The sequence below is a fragment of the Shewanella sp. 1CM18E genome (assembly GCF_023161665.1).
In the GTDB taxonomy this organism is placed as follows: domain Bacteria; phylum Pseudomonadota; class Gammaproteobacteria; order Enterobacterales; family Shewanellaceae; genus Shewanella.
In genome coordinates, this window is sequence record NZ_JALNTW010000018.1 from 42,651 (window position 1) to 60,200 (window position 17,550).

Consider the following 17,550-nt stretch of genomic DNA (forward strand, 5'->3'; position numbering starts at 1 on the left):
CGGTTATTCAATTACCGTTACACAACCGTGTTCCACATGGAACATCTTACTTGGCGGCGTGATTAACGAATCTACTATTGATGCTGGCTCAATAGCCGTGACAAAAACTTGTGCCCCGGTATCCGCTAATTGCTGTAACAATAGTTTTCTATGCTGTGCATCCAATTCCGATGGAAGATCATCCACCAGATAAATACTTTTTTTATCTATTTGTTGTTTGAGCAACTTTCCCTGTGCAATGCGTAATGCACAGACTAATAATTTCAGCTGACCGCGCGATAAAGCATCTTGTGCAGGCAGTGTTCCTACTCGCAACCGTAAATCCGCTTTATGTGGCCCACTGACGGTATAGCCTGTGGCTAAATCTCTAGGATATTGCGTCTCGAGCAGCTGTGCATACTCGGTTTTTGCATCCCATCCTCGGGTAAAAGAAACCTTAACATCAACCTGAGGTAAAAACTCTCCGATTATACCCTTAAGTAGCTCATTTAACGAGTCTACATATTGCTTTCTTATGTCGGTTACCAGTTCAGCATAACGAATAAATTCTTTATCCCAAAATTGAATCGAACTATAGGGCGATCCATCTCTGAGCAATTGATTTCTCTGCTTTAAAATCCGGCGAACATTAACCCAAGCGGCATAAAAACGTGGGTCCGAATGAAACGCGCCCCAATCAATAAACTGCCGTCTTGATTTTGGCCCCTCAAAAAGCAAAGAAAAGCTCTCTGGCGTGATAACTTGGATTGGTAAAGTTTCAGCTAATGTCGATAAACGCTTTACTTTATCACCATTAATTTTTACTTCAATATCACCGCTTCTAAAACGGCGTAAGCCAATTTTGCTCTGCTCATCACCACTTTCCATGCTGGCAAACAATGTCAACGCGTCATCGTCGTTCTTAATCACACGTTGTGAAAGGTGGCTGCGGAAAGAGCGACCCATTCCCAGAAAATAGATTGCCTCTAAAATACTGGTTTTGCCACTGCCATTTTGACCATAAATCAGATTCAGGCCTTCACCAGGCAACAACTGGGCTGAGGTTATATTTCGAAAAGCTTCAATATGAAGACGGCTAAGACTCATTAATGACCTTATAAAGCAACAGGAAGCATAATCTAACAAAAGATAAGGCTAGTCAGTTACCGTTAACTGACTAGCCTTAGAATATAGAAAGGATGAGCGAGACTAAAGTCTCATTGGCATAACAACGTACATAGAATCTTGTTCTACATGGTTATCAATTAGTGCACTTGAGTTACCGTCAATCAGCGTGATACGAACATCGTCTGATGGCAAGTTGTTAAGTACATCTAGTAAATAACTGACGTTAAAGCCAATCTCTAATGGTGCGTTTTCATATTCAACATCTAAAATCTCTTCCGCTTCTTCCTGTTCAGGATTGTTAGCGGTGATCTTAATTAGATTGTTTTCTAACTGAACACGTACACCACGGAACTTCTCATTAGATAAAATAGAAGCGCGTAATAATGCTTGTTTTAACTGCTGACGGCTGGCAATAACCACCTTGTCACCACCTTTTGGCAGTACTCGGCGGTAATCAGGGAAACGGCCATCAACTAACTTACTGGTAAATACCGCTGTAGCTGTTGTGGCACGAATAGCATTGTCACCAATCGCAATCGTTACGTCTAAATCATCAGCCTCAAACGAGCGCATTAATTCAAGTACGCCTTTACGCGGCACAATCACCTGCTTTTCAGGTAATGTTGCTTCGATTTGGCGATGACTTAATGCTAAACGATGACCGTCTGTGGCAATAGCGCGCAGTACATTACCTTCTGTTTCTAACAACAACCCATTTAGATAGTAACGTACATCTTGGTTAGCCATCGAGAACTGAGTCGCATCAATTAACGACTTCATCGTACCTTGCTTAAGGGTAAACTCAATTTCCGCTTCAAACGCTTCAACGTTTGGATACTCTTCTGCTGGCAAGGTTGCTAAAGTAAAGCGACTGCGGCCAGAGCGTAATAATAAGCGGTTATCTTGTTGCTCAATCTTTAACTCGACTTGATCGGGTAAAGATTTAACGATATCCAAAAACTTCTTCGCAGGAACGGTTGTACGTCCCTCAAGGATTTCACCTTCTAGCTGAACCTCACCCACCAATTCAACTTCTAAATCGGTACCGGTAAGTTTTAGAGAGTGATTACTCACTTCCACTAGAAGGTTTGCCAATATAGGCAAGTTGTGACGTCTTTCTACCGCACCACTCACTAGCTGCAACGGTTTTAATAAAGCGTCCCTATCAATTGAAAATTTCATTGATTAAATATCCCTGATATTAAGAAGATAAGGTTCTTATCAAGTTAGCATAATCTTCTTTAATGTCATGACTTTCTTCACGCAACTGCGCAATTTTACGACATGCATGTAAAACCGTCGTATGGTCACGACCACCAAACGCATCACCGATCTCCGGCAAGCTTTGGTTAGTTAACTCTTTTGATAACGCCATTGCCATCTGTCTAGGGCGTGCCACGCTGCGTGAACGACGCTTAGATAACATGTCAGCCATCTTAATCTTGTAGTATTCAGCTACTGTCTTTTGAATATTATCGATAGTGACTAACTTCTCTTGCAGAGCCAGTAAGTCACGCAGTGCTTCACGCACAAAATCGATAGTAATCGGACGACCAGTAAAGTTAGCGTTTGCAATAACACGATTCAATGCACCTTCAAGCTCACGTACGTTTGAACGTAAACGCTTAGCAATAAAGAACGCCACTTCATCGGGTAAGTTAATGCCACTCTCTTGTGCCTTACGCATCAAGATCGCTACTCGGGTTTCTAATTCTGGTGGCTCAATAGCAACCGTTAGACCCCAACCAAAACGAGATTTTAAACGATCTTCAACACCGTCGATCTCTTTCGGATATTTATCCGACGTCAAAATGATCTGGTGGTTACCTTCTAATAGAGCATTAAAGGTATGGAAGAACTCTTCTTGAGATCTATCTTTATTAGCAAAGAATTGGATGTCATCAATAAAGAGTGCATCAACGCTACGGTAGTAACGCTTAAATTCTTCGATCGCGTTATTTTGTAACGCTTTAACCATGTCTTGCACAAAACGCTCAGAATGCATGTAAACCACTTTTGCATCTGGCTTATTCTTAATAATGCCATTACCAACAGCGTGCAATAGGTGAGTTTTACCTAAACCTGTTCCACCATAAAGGAACAACGGGTTATACGCTCCACCAGGATTTTCAGCCACTTGCAAAGCAGCCGCTTTACCTAATTGGTTTGATTTACCTTCAACGAAGTTATCAAACTGGTAAGTCGGATTAATATTACTGCGATGATTAGCATTCGCCATAGGCTCTGCATGCGGAGTATTAAAAGAAGGCTTAACGACTTCTCTACTAGCAGGTCTGCTAGTTTTTACTGCTGCTGTGGCCTGAACAACAGGTTTAGCCGACGGACGACTACCGATATCGAAACGCAAACTTGGCGCATCGCTACCCATTTGTTCAGTAAAAAATTGGTTGATGATATTTAGGTATTTATCCCTAACCCAATCCAACACAAAGCGATTAGGTGCATAGATGACGAGTGTATCGCCTTCCATTTCTGCTTGTAACGGTCTTATCCACATACTGAATTGTTGAGCAGAAAGCTCATCTTGCAGCCTTGCGATACATTGTTGCCAAAGTGAAACCGCCACGAGTTATCCCCAAAAGATCATACAAAAGAGGTCTATTCTATAATGAGATCACGCTGATCGCTATCCTTTAAATAGATTTATCCCCAGATAGATCATCTAATCTTGAATATCTCGATCTTAAAAGATCGGTTGCGATCGAAAAATATTAGCAAAGCTGCAAATCCAGCTTTATAAAGCGATCCAGATCGATCTATAATAAACAGCTTTCGATCAGCTTTTTGATCTGCTAAACCACAACATGTAGTGGTAACTCACAGAGTTATCCACACATTCTTGTAGACCTAAACCTTCGAAGCATTTCCAGAGGAACTAATATTTAATCACTTGCGCTGATTCGTAGTTGACGCGCATAACTAAAGTGATTACAATTCGGCCTCTTTTTTGCCCTTAGTTCTATTTTATAGAATTTAAGGATTATTAACCTAACAAAGACGGATTGCCATAATGAGTAAACGTACTTTTCAACCTAGCAACCTGAAGCGCAAGCGTTCTCACGGCTTCCGCGCTCGTATGGCTACAGTAGGTGGCCGTAAGGTCATCGCACGTCGCCGTGCTAAAGGTCGCGCTCGTCTTTCTGCGTAATCGTAGAAATGCAAGTGACTAGCTACACCTTTACGCGGGAGTTACGTTTGTTAACTCCCGCGCAATTTAAATCTGTATTTACCAAACCTATCAAAGCGTCCTCCGCTGAAATAACCTTACTTGCAATTCCTAATTCTGAACAACACCCACGTTTAGGACTAACTGTTGCCAAGCGTTATGTCAAAAAAGCAAACCAACGTAACCGTATTAAACGCATAATTAGAGATAATTTCCGTTTACACCAGCATGATCTACCCGCTGTGGATATCGTGGTGCTTGTAAGGAATGGCGTGCTTGATATGGAAAACGCAGAACTTAAAAACTTAGTAGAAAAGCTATGGCGAAAACTCTCTCGCCGTTACAATGGCTAGCGACTACGATTATTCGTGGTTACCAACTACTCATAAGCCCCATGCTGGGGCCTCGTTGTAGGTTCAATCCAACGTGTTCACATTACGCAATTGAAGCAATTCGATTGCATGGAGTGGTGAAAGGGTGTTGGTTTGCAGGTAAACGCATATTAAAATGTCACCCTTTACATCCGGGCGGTGAAGACCCCGTCCCTAACAAAAAACATAGGTGCGATAAATAGGTTATGGAATCTCAACGCAATATATTGCTGATCGGTTTACTGTTTGTCAGCTTTCTACTGTGGCAACAGTGGCAAGCAGATAAAGCTCCTCAACCGGCGGTTGCAGCTCAAACACAATCTTCTATTCCAGCTTCTACAGTTGCTGACGCCCATAGTTCAGACGTCCCTGATGCCGATTCAGCGGTACCAGAAACTGTGGCTGCATCTAAAGAACTCATCACAGTTATTACTGACCAACTAGAAATCAAAATTGATCCTGTTGGTGGTGATATTGTTTACTCTGCACTACTTTCTCACAAACTTGAGGAAAATGGAGACGACCCATTCGTTCTTCTAGAGCAAACAAACGATATCTATTACATCGCGCAAAGTGGCCTAATTGGTCGTGACGGTATCGACAGCTCTGTAAAAGGTCGAGCTCACTTTGACAGCGCATCACGTGAATACAAATTGGCAGAAGGCCAAGACACACTAAACGTGCCGCTAACTTTTGTTAGCGACAAGGGTGTGACTTACACTAAAGTCTTTGAATTCACTCGCGGTAAGTACAACATCGCTGTTGATTACAAAATCAACAACACTTCAGATGCACAGCTTCAAGTGCAGATGTATGGTCAAATCAAACACAGCATCAAAGAAAGCGAAAGCAGCATGATGATGCCGACTTATCGTGGCGCAGCGTTCTCAACGACTGACACTCGCTATGAAAAGTACACTTTTGATGACATGGCTGATAACAACCTAGACAAAGCGACACTTGGTGGCTGGGTTGCTATGCTACAACACTACTTTGTATCTGCTTGGGTACCACCTGCGAATGATAAAAACATTATCTTCTCAAGTATTAGTGCTGGTGGTTTAGCTAATATCGGTTTCCGTGGTGCACTATACGATATCGCACCAGGTAGCGAGCAAAGTATTAAAGCTGAATTCTATGTTGGTCCTAAGGATCAAGAAGCACTTTCAGCACTATCAGATTCTTTGAATCTAGTAGTTGATTACGGTTTCCTATGGTGGTTAGCGGTACCAATTTACAAACTATTGATGTTCTTCCAATCAATCGTTGGTAACTGGGGTATTGCGATTATCCTAATCACCCTAACTGTTCGTGGTTTGCTATACCCGCTAACGAAAGCGCAATACACCTCTATGGCGAAAATGCGTAATCTACAGCCTAAACTAGCTGAACTAAAAGAACGCTTTGGTGATGACCGTCAGAAGATGGGTCAAGCTATGATGGAACTGTACAAGAAAGAAAAAGTTAACCCTATGGGTGGCTGTCTTCCAATCTTGCTACAGATGCCAATCTTCATCGCACTTTACTGGGTACTACTAGAAAGCGTTGAATTACGTCACGCGCCATTCATGCTTTGGATTACTGACTTGTCAGTACAAGATCCATACTATGTATTGCCAATCCTAATGGGTATCTCGATGTTCATTATGCAGAAGATGCAACCAATGGCACCGACGATGGACCCAATGCAAGTTAAGATGATGCAGTGGATGCCAGTAATCTTTACCGTATTCTTCCTATGGTTCCCAGCTGGTCTGGTTCTATACTGGTTGGTAGGTAACTTAGTAGCGATTACCCAGCAGAAAATTATCTATGCTGGTCTAGAGAAAAAAGGGTTAAAATAACCTTTAGCTCTGACTAACAAAAAGCGGTCAATACTGAGTATTGACCGCTTTTTTGCTTTCTATGTAGAGACAATATTTTTAACCCGCTGAAAATCAGATTAGGAAACACAGTAATGACTACAGATACTATCGTGGCACAAGCGACCGCTCCAGGGCGTGGTGGCGTAGGTATTATTCGCGTATCAGGCGACCTAGCCAGCAATGTTGCTATGGCCGTACTAGGGCATATTCCTAAAACTCGTTATGCAGATTACTGTGACTTTAAAGATCATGATGGCGAGGTTATTGATCAAGGCATTGCACTGTTCTTTAAAGGTCCAAATTCATTTACCGGTGAAGACGTATTAGAGCTGCAAGGTCACGGCGGCCAAATTGTGCTTGATATGCTGATCAAGCGTGTTATGGAAGTCGACGGACTACGTATTGCTAAACCAGGTGAGTTTAGCGAACAAGCTTTTATGAACGACAAACTTGATTTAACCCAAGCAGAAGCCATTGCTGACCTAATCGATGCCACCAGTGAACAAGCCGCTAAAAGCGCCTTAAACTCGCTTCAGGGTGAATTCTCTACTCAAGTACACGATTTAGTCGAAAAGGTCACCAACCTGCGCTTATACGTCGAGGCTGCAATTGATTTTCCAGACGAAGAAGTCGACTTCTTATCTGATGGTAAAATCGCTGCTTCTCTTAATGGCATTATCGGCCAATTAGACGGTGTCCAAGCCAGTGCTAAGCAAGGTTCAATTATCCGTGAAGGTATGAAGGTGGTTATTGCTGGCCGGCCTAATGCAGGTAAGTCGAGCTTACTCAACGCCCTTGCTGGTAAAGAGTCTGCCATTGTAACTGAGATTGCCGGTACCACACGTGACGTGCTACGGGAACACATTCACTTAGATGGTATGCCGCTGCATATTATCGACACTGCAGGTTTACGCGATACCGCAGACACCGTTGAAAAAATCGGTATTGAGCGTGCTTGGGATGAGATAAAAACTGCCGATCGCGTGCTATTCATGGTTGACGGCACCACAACCAATGCAGTTGATCCACATGAAATCTGGCCTGACTTTATTGATCGTCTACCAACTAATTTAGGCGTAACCGTTGTGCGTAACAAAGCCGATCTAACCGGTGAAGATCTTGCTGTAACCCAAGAAGCTGGTCATAGCGTTTATCGCATTTCAGCTAAAACAGGTTTAGGCGTAGAAGATCTAAAACAACACTTAAAGTCACTAATGGGTTACCAGAGCAATCTAGAAGGTGGATTTATTGCTCGCCGCCGTCACTTAGAAGCACTCGATTTAGCCAGCAGCCATTTAATGTTGGGTAAAGAACAACTGGAAGTATATTTCGCAGGCGAGCTACTAGCCGAAGAACTACGTATGTGCCAAATGGCATTATCTGAGATCACTGGTAAATTTACTTCTGATGATCTACTAGGAAAAATCTTCAGCTCGTTCTGTATTGGTAAGTAACACTTAGTAAACTCACCAATACGCTTAAGCAGCAATCAAAGCGACTGTAGTTAGCCCTACCGTCGCTTTTTTATTATATCGACCGTTATAACTTCTCAGATGAGTAACCATTGTTTCCGATATTCACTTTAAATCAGCTTACTAAAGAGCGCTCTACACTGATTAGTATTAAATTTAACTACAGGCTCATTCGATAACTTATCTCAAATCCCCTCTTTTGCAGCATCACTATCAACAAAAGCTACAGACGCATTTTAGCTGTTTACTTCGCCCCCTGAGCGCTAGGCAACAAAGCCCAAAAGTGACGAGTAATAGATCGACATAAGTACAAATTGCTGTAACTGCGATCAACATTGATCTCAAACTTAAAAATAAAGATCGTAGCCAATAAATATTAGATAAGTATCAACAGAGATATCAACAAGTAAATACGATCTGTGGATAGATCCTAACAACACTAACAAATACAAATCAAGACTATGATTTACATAGATTTTATTGATATTAACTTTTGAAAATAGTTTAGAGTTATCCCGGAGAATTGGATCTTTTTCGATAAGTTATACTCAGAAAAAAACGCAAACGATCGATAGCTAGTTTACAACTCAAGCATAAAACCAAAAAGGTGATCATTAAGCCCGATATTAAACTCTAAAAAACTTCAAATTAGCCATCGTTTGGACTAGGGAAAAGTAAAGCCTATCAGCACAAATAAAATGTAAAACTTAGTTCCACGTGAAACCAACTCGATACTTTAATTGGAAAAGGGCTACTTAAATGATGTAAATCGTTCTTACCTTATAAGCACGAAAAGTATGGTTTATCTATCTAGGAAATACTTAACTAGAACGTTAAAAATCTACTTTTTACAGTACCAAGACAAGAGCACTCTCTAGCTTGAGCGAATAAACTAAGCTGTTAAATAATGCAGTGATTACCGCTATAAGCGGCATCAAATTAAATATTTGTTTTAAATGAACTTTAATTAAATTTGCTCTAATCGTTTAGCTAAAAACTTGAACAATTATGATTAACAACCACTATCAAGGATTTCGAAAATAGGTGGTGTGGTAGGACTCTGCGCTTCAGTATATTTAAGGTAGCAATTATCACCTTTAAACTTCTTCGTTTGTGGCATGAATAGAATAAAATTTTCAGCTGGATTATTTTGGAAATACCAATCGGCTGGACGTTCAGGATTAAATTGCGAGTCCTCAAATTTAGCCATAATCAACTTGCTCCAGCTGTTAGCAGCATCTGCAGCAGGATAGCCATACACTAAATCGACCTTTACCCCATCAATAACAATAAAGTTTTCCTCGCCATTGTCTTTGTCAGGCTTAGGTTTATTCTCTAATCCCTGAAAAACAGATTTTGGGTAAAGTACACTCATCACTCCGTGCATCTCAGCTTTTAAGCCTTGTAGCGAGGCAAGCCTAGCATCTGACTGCAAACCGATAAACTTGGGAACAGCAATAACAGAAAGTATGGCCAATATAATAATAGTTACTACTAACTCTATAAGAGTAAAACCATTTTTCTTCATTCAACCCTACTTTAAATTAACAAATTCAATACTGCATTATACAAAATAGCTTGGTAATTTAATATCGAATGCCCTAATTTCACCACTAATAATTAACAATCAAAATCAAAGCTAGAAAAACTAAATATACGCTTAAAATGGTGATAAATGAGTAATGCCTAGCTCGAAAAAAGTTATATAAAAACCAGCGTAAACAAAGTATGCCAATTCGGTCGCAATTTTTACTAGCTGTATCACTTTCATTCCAATTCGATCACTGTAGAATCCGCGCCTTGTTTTCAGCGCACACTTTATACCTGCATATATATGATGATCGATTTGGCTCTATTGCCACTATATTTAACTACTGTTGTCGCCCTCCTTCTTATACCTGGTCCGGACATGCTTTTAATTGCAAGCTCCAGCCTAAGCTACGGTAAAAAAGTGGGTGTCTATGCCAGCTTTGGTAACGCTACCTCTGGCCTAATCTTAACTTTGCTGGCTGCTATGGGTGTATCAGCTGTTATCGCTATGAACCCAATGGCTTTAGAGGTATTACGTGTTCTTGGCGCGGCATATTTATTAAAAATGGGCTGGGACTGTATTCGAAGTTCTGCTGCTGAAGCACCAGAAATAAGCCAACAAAATAACTTAGCAAAGTTGCTATATAAGCGTGCAGTTGTCAGCAATCTATTAAATCCTAAAGCACTAATATTCTTTGTATTGTTCTTGCCGCAATTTGTCTCAACTCAGCTAACAGCTAGCTCTGGCGAACAAATGCTAGCACTAGGTTTATTACTCAATGCCATGGGATTAGCTTTTAATTTACTACTCGTAGCATTGGTCGGTACAGTAGGTAAACCATTGCTAAACAGTGAAAAATTTAGAACTTATCAGAATAAGTTTATGGGTGGGATCTTCTTTATATTGGCTATTTGGCTACTGGCATCGCAAGTACAAAACATTAGCTAAATCAGTGTAAAGAGTGTGCTCTACTCAGAGCTAATTTTGGTTGTAATGATTGGTATAATAAAAAGCGGAGATTAATCTCCGCTTTTTCATAGTGATAACTTCACTTTAGTGTCTATTTACGATGACCGTATTCAATAATTGTTTCACGGTATAACTCAAGTAAAGCTTGGTCGCGTACTGCTACCCCAACCTTTTGCGCTGGTTTTGATGCCCAGTCATCATGCTGATAACGGCGCTGATCAAACTTCTGAATAGTTAACCCTTCCGCCGGGCCATCAGTTACCACGCGAACTGGACCTTCACGTAACGTGAATAAGCTAGGATCGATAACATAGGCAATAGCTGATGGATCATGCACATGACAGCCTTCTAAGCCTACTTTTTCAGAATAGAACTTCAAATAGTAACGACTAATATCCCAAATAAACTGACCAACTTCAGCAGCGTCATCACGCAGTTGATCAAGATAATCTTTACTAAAGAAGCTTTCTTCAGTGACATCCAGACCAATAACAACCACAGGCCAAGCTGCTGTAAATACGATATCAGCGGCATGAGGATCGTCGTGAATATTAGCCTCAGCATACGGCGTAACATTGCCACGATGGTCGTTCATACCAAACGCACCGCCCATGACTACAACTTCTTTAACTAGAGAGGCGATCTCTGGAGCCGCTTCAAGTGCTAATGCTAGGTTAGTGAGAGGCCCTACAGCTACTAAAGTGATTTCACCTGGTTCGGCTTTTACCGCATCAATAATGTATTGATAGGCTGGACGAGGATCTGCTTTAACAGTTAGATCTGTAGGCGCATGTACGTCACCAAAACCCGTTTCGCCATGTACCACAACTGTAGGCCCAACAGGATCGCGTACTAAAGGTCTATCTGTACCTTGGACGATATCAGCTTTAAAACCATATTTTTGTTTTAAATATAATGCGTTATTTGTGCCATTTTCGATGGTTGCATTACCGTAAACTGTGGTAATAGCCTTCAATTCGATTGCAGGGTGTGCTTCAGCAAAAAGAATTGCCATTGCATCATCAATTCCCGGATCGCTATCGAGAATTATCTTGTTTATCATTTTATTCAAATCCTATTTGTAGATCTTTTATTGTATGGGTAGCCCGCTAAGATACCTTTATAAGCTTTAGATAAACGTGATAGAGATTTTAAGCTACAAAAATCTACAACTCTACAATGCACCGACTGCTGTAAAAAACAGCCTATTTATCCCATCTAACTGACTTCGAACAGCCAGATCCTTGATAAATTTCCAGCACAATAAGCAGTGATTCAATCCATACATATGTAGCTAAAGCAATATAAGTAATAAGACCCTTAGTCTAATTTCACTTATCATGTACATCAGCACTAAGCTATATAATACCAATCAATACCAGAAATGAGTCAGGCTAGAGTCTAGTTTGGCAAGCGATTTAGAGTAGGTAAACAGCACTATTTTACTGTTCTCATGCATGAGTTTACCTATAAATAGGTGTTCAAAAGGCTTGTTAACAACAATTTTTAGCGCTATTTGAAAGTAATAATTAGGATACAGAATGGCAAAAGTAGAGATTTTAGTAGGTACAACTCTCGGTGGTACCGAATATGTTGCAGATGAAATATCAGATCAATTAAGTGATTTAGGCCATGAAACCTTAATACATTTAACCCCTAATTTAAGCGAATTAAGCAAAGATTCACTTTGGATCATCGTATCTTCTACTCATGGAGCAGGTGATCTTCCAGACAATATCTTGCCTTTTTTCGAAGAGATCCAAGCCAACAAACCGGATCTGAGCACAGTAAAATATGCTTTATGTGCGATTGGCGATTCAAGTTATGACACTTTTTGCCAAGGCCCTGAAAAACTGATTGAACAGCTAGATTTGTGCAGTGCACAAGTATTTGTGGATAAGATCCAGATCGATGTGCAATATAATCCAATTGCAGAAGAAGCAGCATTATCATGGCTTAGCGAGTGGCAAGCCAAAATTTAAAGATCATATTCAAAAATGATCTTCCCACCGATATGAATAATAACTCACAGATTTGATCACACTTATCCACATAAAACTTATTAATTTAATAAATATGTGGATAAGCTATTATTTTGATCTGATCAACGCTTGTATTAATTCACATCCGATCTGCTCAATGATCCACCTTGTGGATAAGTAGGCGATCTACCCACAAGCTTAATCCAGTTAGATCGCGATCAGATCACAAGATCATTTTAACGTTATCTATTGAATATAAAGAGAAATTAGAGTTATCCACCGAAAACAGCGATCCTAATAGTAAACATAATAAGAGATCTATATAAAGATCTTAAGATCTATTAAGCGGATCCATGCTGATCAAAACAAGCGAAATAGATCGTTCACCTTAAGCAAAGCAAGTGCTAAAATGATCTGCTCAAAAACTATTTATCCTTTTACGAATCGAAGGCTGTCGAATGCAATTTCATGAACGGTTTGATGTAATCGTTGTTGGTGGTGGTCATGCTGGTACTGAAGCGGCGTTAGCTTCAGCTAGAATGGGCTCCAAAACGCTGTTACTGACCCATAACATAGATACTTTAGGACAAATGTCCTGTAACCCTGCTATCGGCGGCATAGGTAAAGGACACTTAGTCAAAGAAATTGACGCCTTAGGTGGCGCAATGGCAGTCGCTACTGACTATGCAGGAATTCAATTTCGTACATTGAATTCAAGTAAAGGGCCAGCAGTTCGTGCAACTCGAGCACAAGCTGATAGAGCGCTTTACCGTAATAAGATCCAAGCGATCTTACAAAACCAACCAAACTTACGTATTTTTCAACAAGCAGTAGATGATCTTGTTGTTGAAAATGAAAAAGTTATCGGTGTAGTAACCCAGATGGGCTTAGCGTTTGAAGCACCTGCAGTTGTATTGACTGCAGGTACATTCCTAGGCGGTAAGATCCACATAGGTCTTGAAAACTACAGCGGTGGTCGTGCTGGTGATCCGCCAGCAATCGCATTGGCTCATAGATTACGTGAGTTACCAATTCGTGTTGGCCGTTTAAAAACCGGTACCCCACCACGTATCGATGCAAACACTATTGATTTTTCATTGATGACAGAACAAAAAGGCGATGATCCATTGCCAGTTATGTCTTTCATCGGTGATGTAAACGATCATCCAGAGCAAGTGTCTTGTCATATCACGCATACCAATGAGCGAACTCACGATATTATTCGTGGCGGATTAGACCGTAGCCCAATGTATTCAGGTGTTATCGAAGGTATTGGCCCACGCTATTGCCCTTCTATCGAAGACAAAGTTAATCGCTTTGCTGATAAAACATCGCACCAAATTTTTATTGAGCCAGAAGGTTTAAATACCACTGAAATTTATCCAAACGGTATTTCAACTAGCTTGCCATTTGATGTGCAGTTGAATTTAGTTCGCTCAATCAAAGGCATGGAGCATGCTGAAATCATGCGTCCTGGTTATGCAATTGAATATGATTATTTTGATCCGCGTGATCTTAAAAATTCATTAGAAACTAAAACCATTAGTGGTTTGTTCTTTGCTGGTCAGATCAACGGTACTACTGGCTACGAAGAAGCAGGTGCTCAGGGTTTATTAGCCGGTATGAACGCTTCACTGCAAGTTCAAGGCAAAGAAGCTTGGTGCCCACGTCGCGATCAAGCTTACCTAGGCGTATTGGTTGATGATTTATCAACCCTAGGAACTAAAGAACCATACCGCATGTTCACTAGCCGTGCGGAATACCGTTTGTTATTACGCGAAGATAACGCTGATTTACGTCTAACTGAAAAAGGCCGTGAGCTTGGGTTAGTTGATGATAAGCGTTGGGCAATGTTCAGCGAAAAAATGGAATCTATTGAAACTGAACTACAACGCCTGCGCAGCCAATGGATCCACCCTAATTCGCCACTAGTTAGCGCATTAAATCCACATTTGAATACGCCGATCACCCGTGAAGCGACATTTGAAGATTTATTACGTCGTCCAGAAATGGATTATCCTAAACTAATGGCAATTGAAGGATTTGGTCCAGCACTTGAAGATCAACGAGCTGCAGAGCAAGTTCAGATCCAAGTGAAATATTCTGGTTATATTCAGCGCCAACAAGGTGAGATCGATAAAGCGATCCGTCATGAAACAACCCTATTGCCGCTAGATCTGGATTACCAAGAAGTACCTGGTTTATCGAATGAGGTAATTGCTAAGATGAATGAGCATAAACCTGAAACGATTGGTCAGGCATCGCGTATTTCAGGCATGACACCAGCTGCTATTTCAATCTTACTGGTACACCTTAAAAAACGCGGTTTATTACGTAAAAGCGCTTAATACGCCGTATATTCGGTAGTTTTGTATGATAAAGGGAAGTCTGAAGGCTTCCTTTCATCATTTCAGCACTTCATAATACCGATTGATTTCTGAATTGCTCTATTTTGAGGACACACAAAGTGTTATCTGCCCAATTAAATGATTATTTAGCCGAAGTAGGCCTGACTGCTACTGAACACCAAAAACAGCAGCTGGTAGACTTTGTTGGTATGCTCAACAAATGGAATAAGGCATTTAACCTCACTTCTGTGCGCGATCCTGAGCAAATGCTGATCCGTCACATCATGGATAGTTTAGTGGTATCTCCTCATCTTGTTGGGCAACGCTTTATTGATGTTGGAACGGGCCCAGGTTTACCGGGGATCCCACTTGCAATCTTAAATCCAGATAAAGAATTTGTATTACTTGATAGTTTAGGCAAGCGCATTCGTTTTCAAAAGCAGGTGCAGTTTGAGCTAGGTATCAATAATATTTCTTCTGTTGAAAGCCGCGTTGAAGCTTATCAGCCAGAAGAGCTATTTGATGGTGTATTGAGCCGTGCGTTTGCATCAATTCAAGATATGTTGCATTGGTGCCACCATTTGCCAAAAGCAGATGGTTGTTTTTACGCGCTAAAAGGCCAATTAAGCGAAGAAGAAATGTCACAATTGCCTGCTGGCTTTGTGGTAACTGATACATTTGAGCTAAAAGTTCCTAAACTTGATGAGCAGCGCCATCTGCTGCGTGTGATCAAGCAAGATTAAGCTTGTTTGTCTAAGTCACGATAATAAAAGACTAGATGGAGTAAGCTATGTTGCTTAAGGTGCTGAAATTTGCAATCTTTCAGCACTTCAAGCAATTTAAGACTAATAACCATTAGATTTGTGCGCTAAATTTCTAAGCAATGCACTGTTTAGAAATATAATAAAAGTGACTTACAGGGTGATATTGTGGGTAAAGTGATTGCCGTGGCCAACCAGAAAGGTGGCGTCGGAAAAACAACAACTTGTGTAAATTTAGCAGCTTCATTAGCAGCAACTAAGCGCCGTGTTTTGTTGATCGATCTCGATCCGCAAGGTAATGCGACCATGGGAAGTGGAATCGACAAGTATGAAGTCGAAAATACTGCCTATGAATTATTGGTTGAAGAAAAAGCGTTTGAAGACGTTGTTTGCCGAGATACGAACGGGAAATATGATCTTATCGCCGGTAACGGTGATGTGACCGCGGCTGAAATCAAACTTATGGAGTTTTTTGCCCGCGAGATCCGTCTTCGCAATGCACTTGCCCCTATCAAAGATGATTATGATTTTATTTTCATCGACTGCCCACCATCGTTAAACATGCTAACCGTTAATGCTATGTCTGCAGCCGACTCTGTGTTGGTGCCAATGCAATGTGAATATTACGCGTTAGAAGGTTTAACAGCGTTAATGGACACCATTAGCAAGTTAGGAGCGATGGTTAACCCTGGTCTGCATATCGAAGGGATCTTACGTACCATGTACGATCCTCGTAACCGCCTATCTAATGATGTTTCTGACCAATTGAAACAACACTTTGGTGAAAAAGTTTACCGCACTGTGATCCCAAGGAATGTTCGTTTAGCTGAAGCGCCAAGTTTTGGTGCACCAGCAATGTATTATGATAAATCGAGCGCAGGGGCCAAAGCCTATCTGGCACTAGCAGGCGAAATAATTCGTCGTGCAGAGCAACTTACCCAGGCTGAGCAAGTTTAAGGATAAAAAATGACATTGAAAAAAAGAGGCTTGGGTAAAGGGCTTGATGCACTTTTAAGTACTAGCCAAGCAGCAAGTAAGCGAGCAGAGCCTGTTGCTACAGCCGCAGAGCAAGATATTAAAAACGATGATCTGATTATGTTAGACATCGATAGACTGCAGCCTGGTAAATATCAGCCGCGTAAAGATATGGCGCCAGAAGCATTAGAAGAGCTGGCTGAGTCTATTAGAGCGCAAGGTGTTATCCAGCCTATCGTAGTGCGTAAGGTATCACCTGAAAGCTATGAAATTATTGCTGGTGAGCGTCGCTGGCGCGCATCTCAACTTGCAGGTCTAGCGCAAATTCCTTGTATCGTTAAGCAAGTGCCTGATGAAGCCGCTGTGGCCATCGCGCTGATTGAAAACATTCAGCGTGAAGACCTCAATGCGATGGAAGAAGCGATTGCCTTAAATCGTTTAATTGAAGAGTTTGAGTTAACTCATCAGCAAATTGCTGATGCAGTAGGAAAATCTCGGGCAACGGTCTCAAATTTGCTAAGACTTAATGGCTTAAATGAGCCTGTTAAGCGTATGCTTGAGTATGGCGATATTGATATGGGCCATGGCCGAGCACTGCTTGCAATTAGCGGTGACGAGCAAACAAATTTGGCTCGATTGGTCGTTTCTAAAGAATTAACAGTTCGTGAAACAGAACGATTGGTGAATAAAACCTTAAACCAAACTGAAATCGTCGAAAAACCAGCTAAAGATCATGATGTGGTGCGTTTAGAGACGCAATTAATTGAAAGGCTGGGCGCTAAGGTATCTTTGACTCACAATAAAAAGGGTAAAGGTAAAATGGTAATAAACTACCAAAACTTGGCTGAATTAGAGGGTATTATCAGCAAAATCCGCTAAAAAAACAAAGTTAACACTATATTATGTAATTTTGTGACATTCGTTAATCTTATACTTTTAGACTTTTGGCGTAGATCACGCTAAAAGTCTCCTTTTTCTAACA

At 41.0% G+C, this 17,550-nt stretch carries 16 protein-coding genes; 11 read left to right on the forward strand and 5 right to left on the reverse strand.

Translation table 11 applies throughout. The features are described 5' to 3' along the window. Nucleotides 1–3 precede the first annotated feature (3 nt). From recF to dnaA, 3 genes are all read right to left on the reverse strand, one after another. Nucleotides 4–1,086: a DNA replication/repair protein RecF gene (gene recF, locus MSG37_RS18320; RefSeq protein ID WP_248472115.1), complete on the reverse strand. Its 1,083-nt coding sequence runs from the start codon at nt 1,084–1,086 to the stop codon at nt 4–6. A gap of 102 nt (nt 1,087–1,188) precedes the next feature. Further along, nucleotides 1,189–2,289, reverse strand: a complete 1,101-nt coding sequence (gene dnaN / locus MSG37_RS18325) for a DNA polymerase III subunit beta (protein ID WP_248472116.1) — start codon at nt 2,287–2,289, stop codon at nt 1,189–1,191. Nucleotides 2,290–2,308: 19 nt separating this feature from the next. Then, nucleotides 2,309–3,694 (reverse strand): chromosomal replication initiator protein DnaA, encoded by a 1,386-nt coding sequence (gene dnaA, locus MSG37_RS18330; RefSeq protein ID WP_248472117.1) that lies wholly within the window; start codon nt 3,692–3,694, stop codon nt 2,309–2,311. 444 nt (nt 3,695–4,138) lie between these two features. On the opposite strand from dnaA, the gene rpmH reads away from it, so the two are divergent. From rpmH to mnmE, 5 genes are all read left to right on the forward strand, one after another. Beyond that, nucleotides 4,139–4,276, forward strand: coding sequence for a 50S ribosomal protein L34 (rpmH, locus tag MSG37_RS18335; RefSeq protein ID WP_011867659.1), 138 nt, complete (start codon nt 4,139–4,141; stop codon nt 4,274–4,276). A gap of 14 nt (nt 4,277–4,290) precedes the next feature. Next, the gene (gene rnpA, locus MSG37_RS18340) at nt 4,291–4,647 is read left to right on the forward strand and encodes a ribonuclease P protein component (protein WP_086020069.1); all 357 of its coding nucleotides are present in this window, start codon (nt 4,291–4,293) and stop codon (nt 4,645–4,647) included. Then, nucleotides 4,614–4,868: a membrane protein insertion efficiency factor YidD gene (gene yidD, locus MSG37_RS18345; RefSeq protein ID WP_084221438.1), complete on the forward strand. Its 255-nt coding sequence runs from the start codon at nt 4,614–4,616 to the stop codon at nt 4,866–4,868. The genes rnpA and yidD overlap by 34 nt, the downstream gene beginning before the upstream one ends. 3 nt (nt 4,869–4,871) lie before the next feature. After that, nucleotides 4,872–6,509: a membrane protein insertase YidC gene (yidC, locus tag MSG37_RS18350; protein ID WP_248472118.1), complete on the forward strand. Its 1,638-nt coding sequence runs from the start codon at nt 4,872–4,874 to the stop codon at nt 6,507–6,509. Nucleotides 6,510–6,622: 113 nt separating this feature from the next. Continuing rightward, nucleotides 6,623–7,984, forward strand: a complete 1,362-nt coding sequence (gene mnmE / locus MSG37_RS18355) for a tRNA uridine-5-carboxymethylaminomethyl(34) synthesis GTPase MnmE (protein WP_248472119.1) — start codon at nt 6,623–6,625, stop codon at nt 7,982–7,984. A 1,030-nt stretch (nt 7,985–9,014) separates the two neighbouring features. Here the strand turns inward: mnmE and MSG37_RS21355 are convergent. After that, complete coding sequence (locus MSG37_RS21355; RefSeq protein WP_282446722.1) at nt 9,015–9,530, reverse strand: type II secretion system protein; 516 nt, start codon at nt 9,528–9,530, stop codon at nt 9,015–9,017. A gap of 309 nt (nt 9,531–9,839) precedes the next feature. Between MSG37_RS21355 and MSG37_RS18365 the strand changes: the two genes are divergently transcribed. Beyond that, nucleotides 9,840–10,481 (forward strand): LysE family translocator, encoded by a 642-nt coding sequence (locus tag MSG37_RS18365; protein WP_248472148.1) that lies wholly within the window; start codon nt 9,840–9,842, stop codon nt 10,479–10,481. A gap of 112 nt (nt 10,482–10,593) precedes the next feature. On the opposite strand, the gene MSG37_RS18370 is transcribed toward MSG37_RS18365, so the two are convergent. Continuing rightward, complete coding sequence (locus MSG37_RS18370) at nt 10,594–11,565, reverse strand: nucleoside hydrolase (RefSeq protein ID WP_248472120.1); 972 nt, start codon at nt 11,563–11,565, stop codon at nt 10,594–10,596. Between the two features lie 478 nt (nt 11,566–12,043). Between MSG37_RS18370 and mioC the strand changes: the two genes are divergently transcribed. From mioC to MSG37_RS18395, 5 genes are all read left to right on the forward strand, one after another. After that, nucleotides 12,044–12,484, forward strand: a complete 441-nt coding sequence (mioC, locus tag MSG37_RS18375; protein ID WP_248472121.1) for an FMN-binding protein MioC — start codon at nt 12,044–12,046, stop codon at nt 12,482–12,484. A gap of 458 nt (nt 12,485–12,942) precedes the next feature. After that, nucleotides 12,943–14,832 (forward strand): tRNA uridine-5-carboxymethylaminomethyl(34) synthesis enzyme MnmG, encoded by a 1,890-nt coding sequence (gene mnmG / locus MSG37_RS18380; RefSeq protein ID WP_248472122.1) that lies wholly within the window; start codon nt 12,943–12,945, stop codon nt 14,830–14,832. Between the two features lie 119 nt (nt 14,833–14,951). Then, entirely contained in the window at nt 14,952–15,575 is a 624-nt protein-coding gene (rsmG, locus tag MSG37_RS18385) for a 16S rRNA (guanine(527)-N(7))-methyltransferase RsmG (RefSeq protein ID WP_248472123.1), read from the forward strand. A 186-nt stretch (nt 15,576–15,761) separates the two neighbouring features. Then, the gene (locus tag MSG37_RS18390) at nt 15,762–16,550 is read left to right on the forward strand and encodes a ParA family protein (protein ID WP_248472124.1); all 789 of its coding nucleotides are present in this window, start codon (nt 15,762–15,764) and stop codon (nt 16,548–16,550) included. Between the two features lie 9 nt (nt 16,551–16,559). Beyond that, nucleotides 16,560–17,447, forward strand: coding sequence for a ParB/RepB/Spo0J family partition protein (locus MSG37_RS18395; RefSeq protein WP_248472125.1), 888 nt, complete (start codon nt 16,560–16,562; stop codon nt 17,445–17,447). Nucleotides 17,448–17,550: the final 103 nt, after the last annotated feature.

Excerpts from the sequence above, each read along its gene's own strand:
- recF (WP_248472115.1), bottom strand. The coding sequence starts at position 1,086 with ATGAGTCTTAGCCGTCTTCATATTGAAGCTTTTCGAAATATAACCTCA.
- dnaN (WP_248472116.1), bottom strand. The coding sequence starts at position 2,289 with ATGAAATTTTCAATTGATAGGGACGCTTTATTAAAACCGTTGCAGCTA.
- rpmH (WP_011867659.1), top strand. The coding sequence starts at position 4,139 with ATGAGTAAACGTACTTTTCAACCTAGCAACCTGAAGCGCAAGCGTTCT.
- yidD (WP_084221438.1), top strand. The coding sequence starts at position 4,614 with ATGGCGAAAACTCTCTCGCCGTTACAATGGCTAGCGACTACGATTATT.
- yidC (WP_248472118.1), top strand. The coding sequence starts at position 4,872 with ATGGAATCTCAACGCAATATATTGCTGATCGGTTTACTGTTTGTCAGC.
- mnmE (WP_248472119.1), top strand. The coding sequence starts at position 6,623 with ATGACTACAGATACTATCGTGGCACAAGCGACCGCTCCAGGGCGTGGT.
- MSG37_RS21355 (WP_282446722.1), bottom strand. The coding sequence starts at position 9,530 with ATGAAGAAAAATGGTTTTACTCTTATAGAGTTAGTAGTAACTATTATT.
- MSG37_RS18365 (WP_248472148.1), top strand. The coding sequence starts at position 9,840 with ATGATCGATTTGGCTCTATTGCCACTATATTTAACTACTGTTGTCGCC.
- MSG37_RS18370 (WP_248472120.1), bottom strand. The coding sequence starts at position 11,565 with ATGATAAACAAGATAATTCTCGATAGCGATCCGGGAATTGATGATGCA.
- mioC (WP_248472121.1), top strand. The coding sequence starts at position 12,044 with ATGGCAAAAGTAGAGATTTTAGTAGGTACAACTCTCGGTGGTACCGAA.
- mnmG (WP_248472122.1), top strand. The coding sequence starts at position 12,943 with ATGCAATTTCATGAACGGTTTGATGTAATCGTTGTTGGTGGTGGTCAT.
- MSG37_RS18395 (WP_248472125.1), top strand. The coding sequence starts at position 16,560 with ATGACATTGAAAAAAAGAGGCTTGGGTAAAGGGCTTGATGCACTTTTA.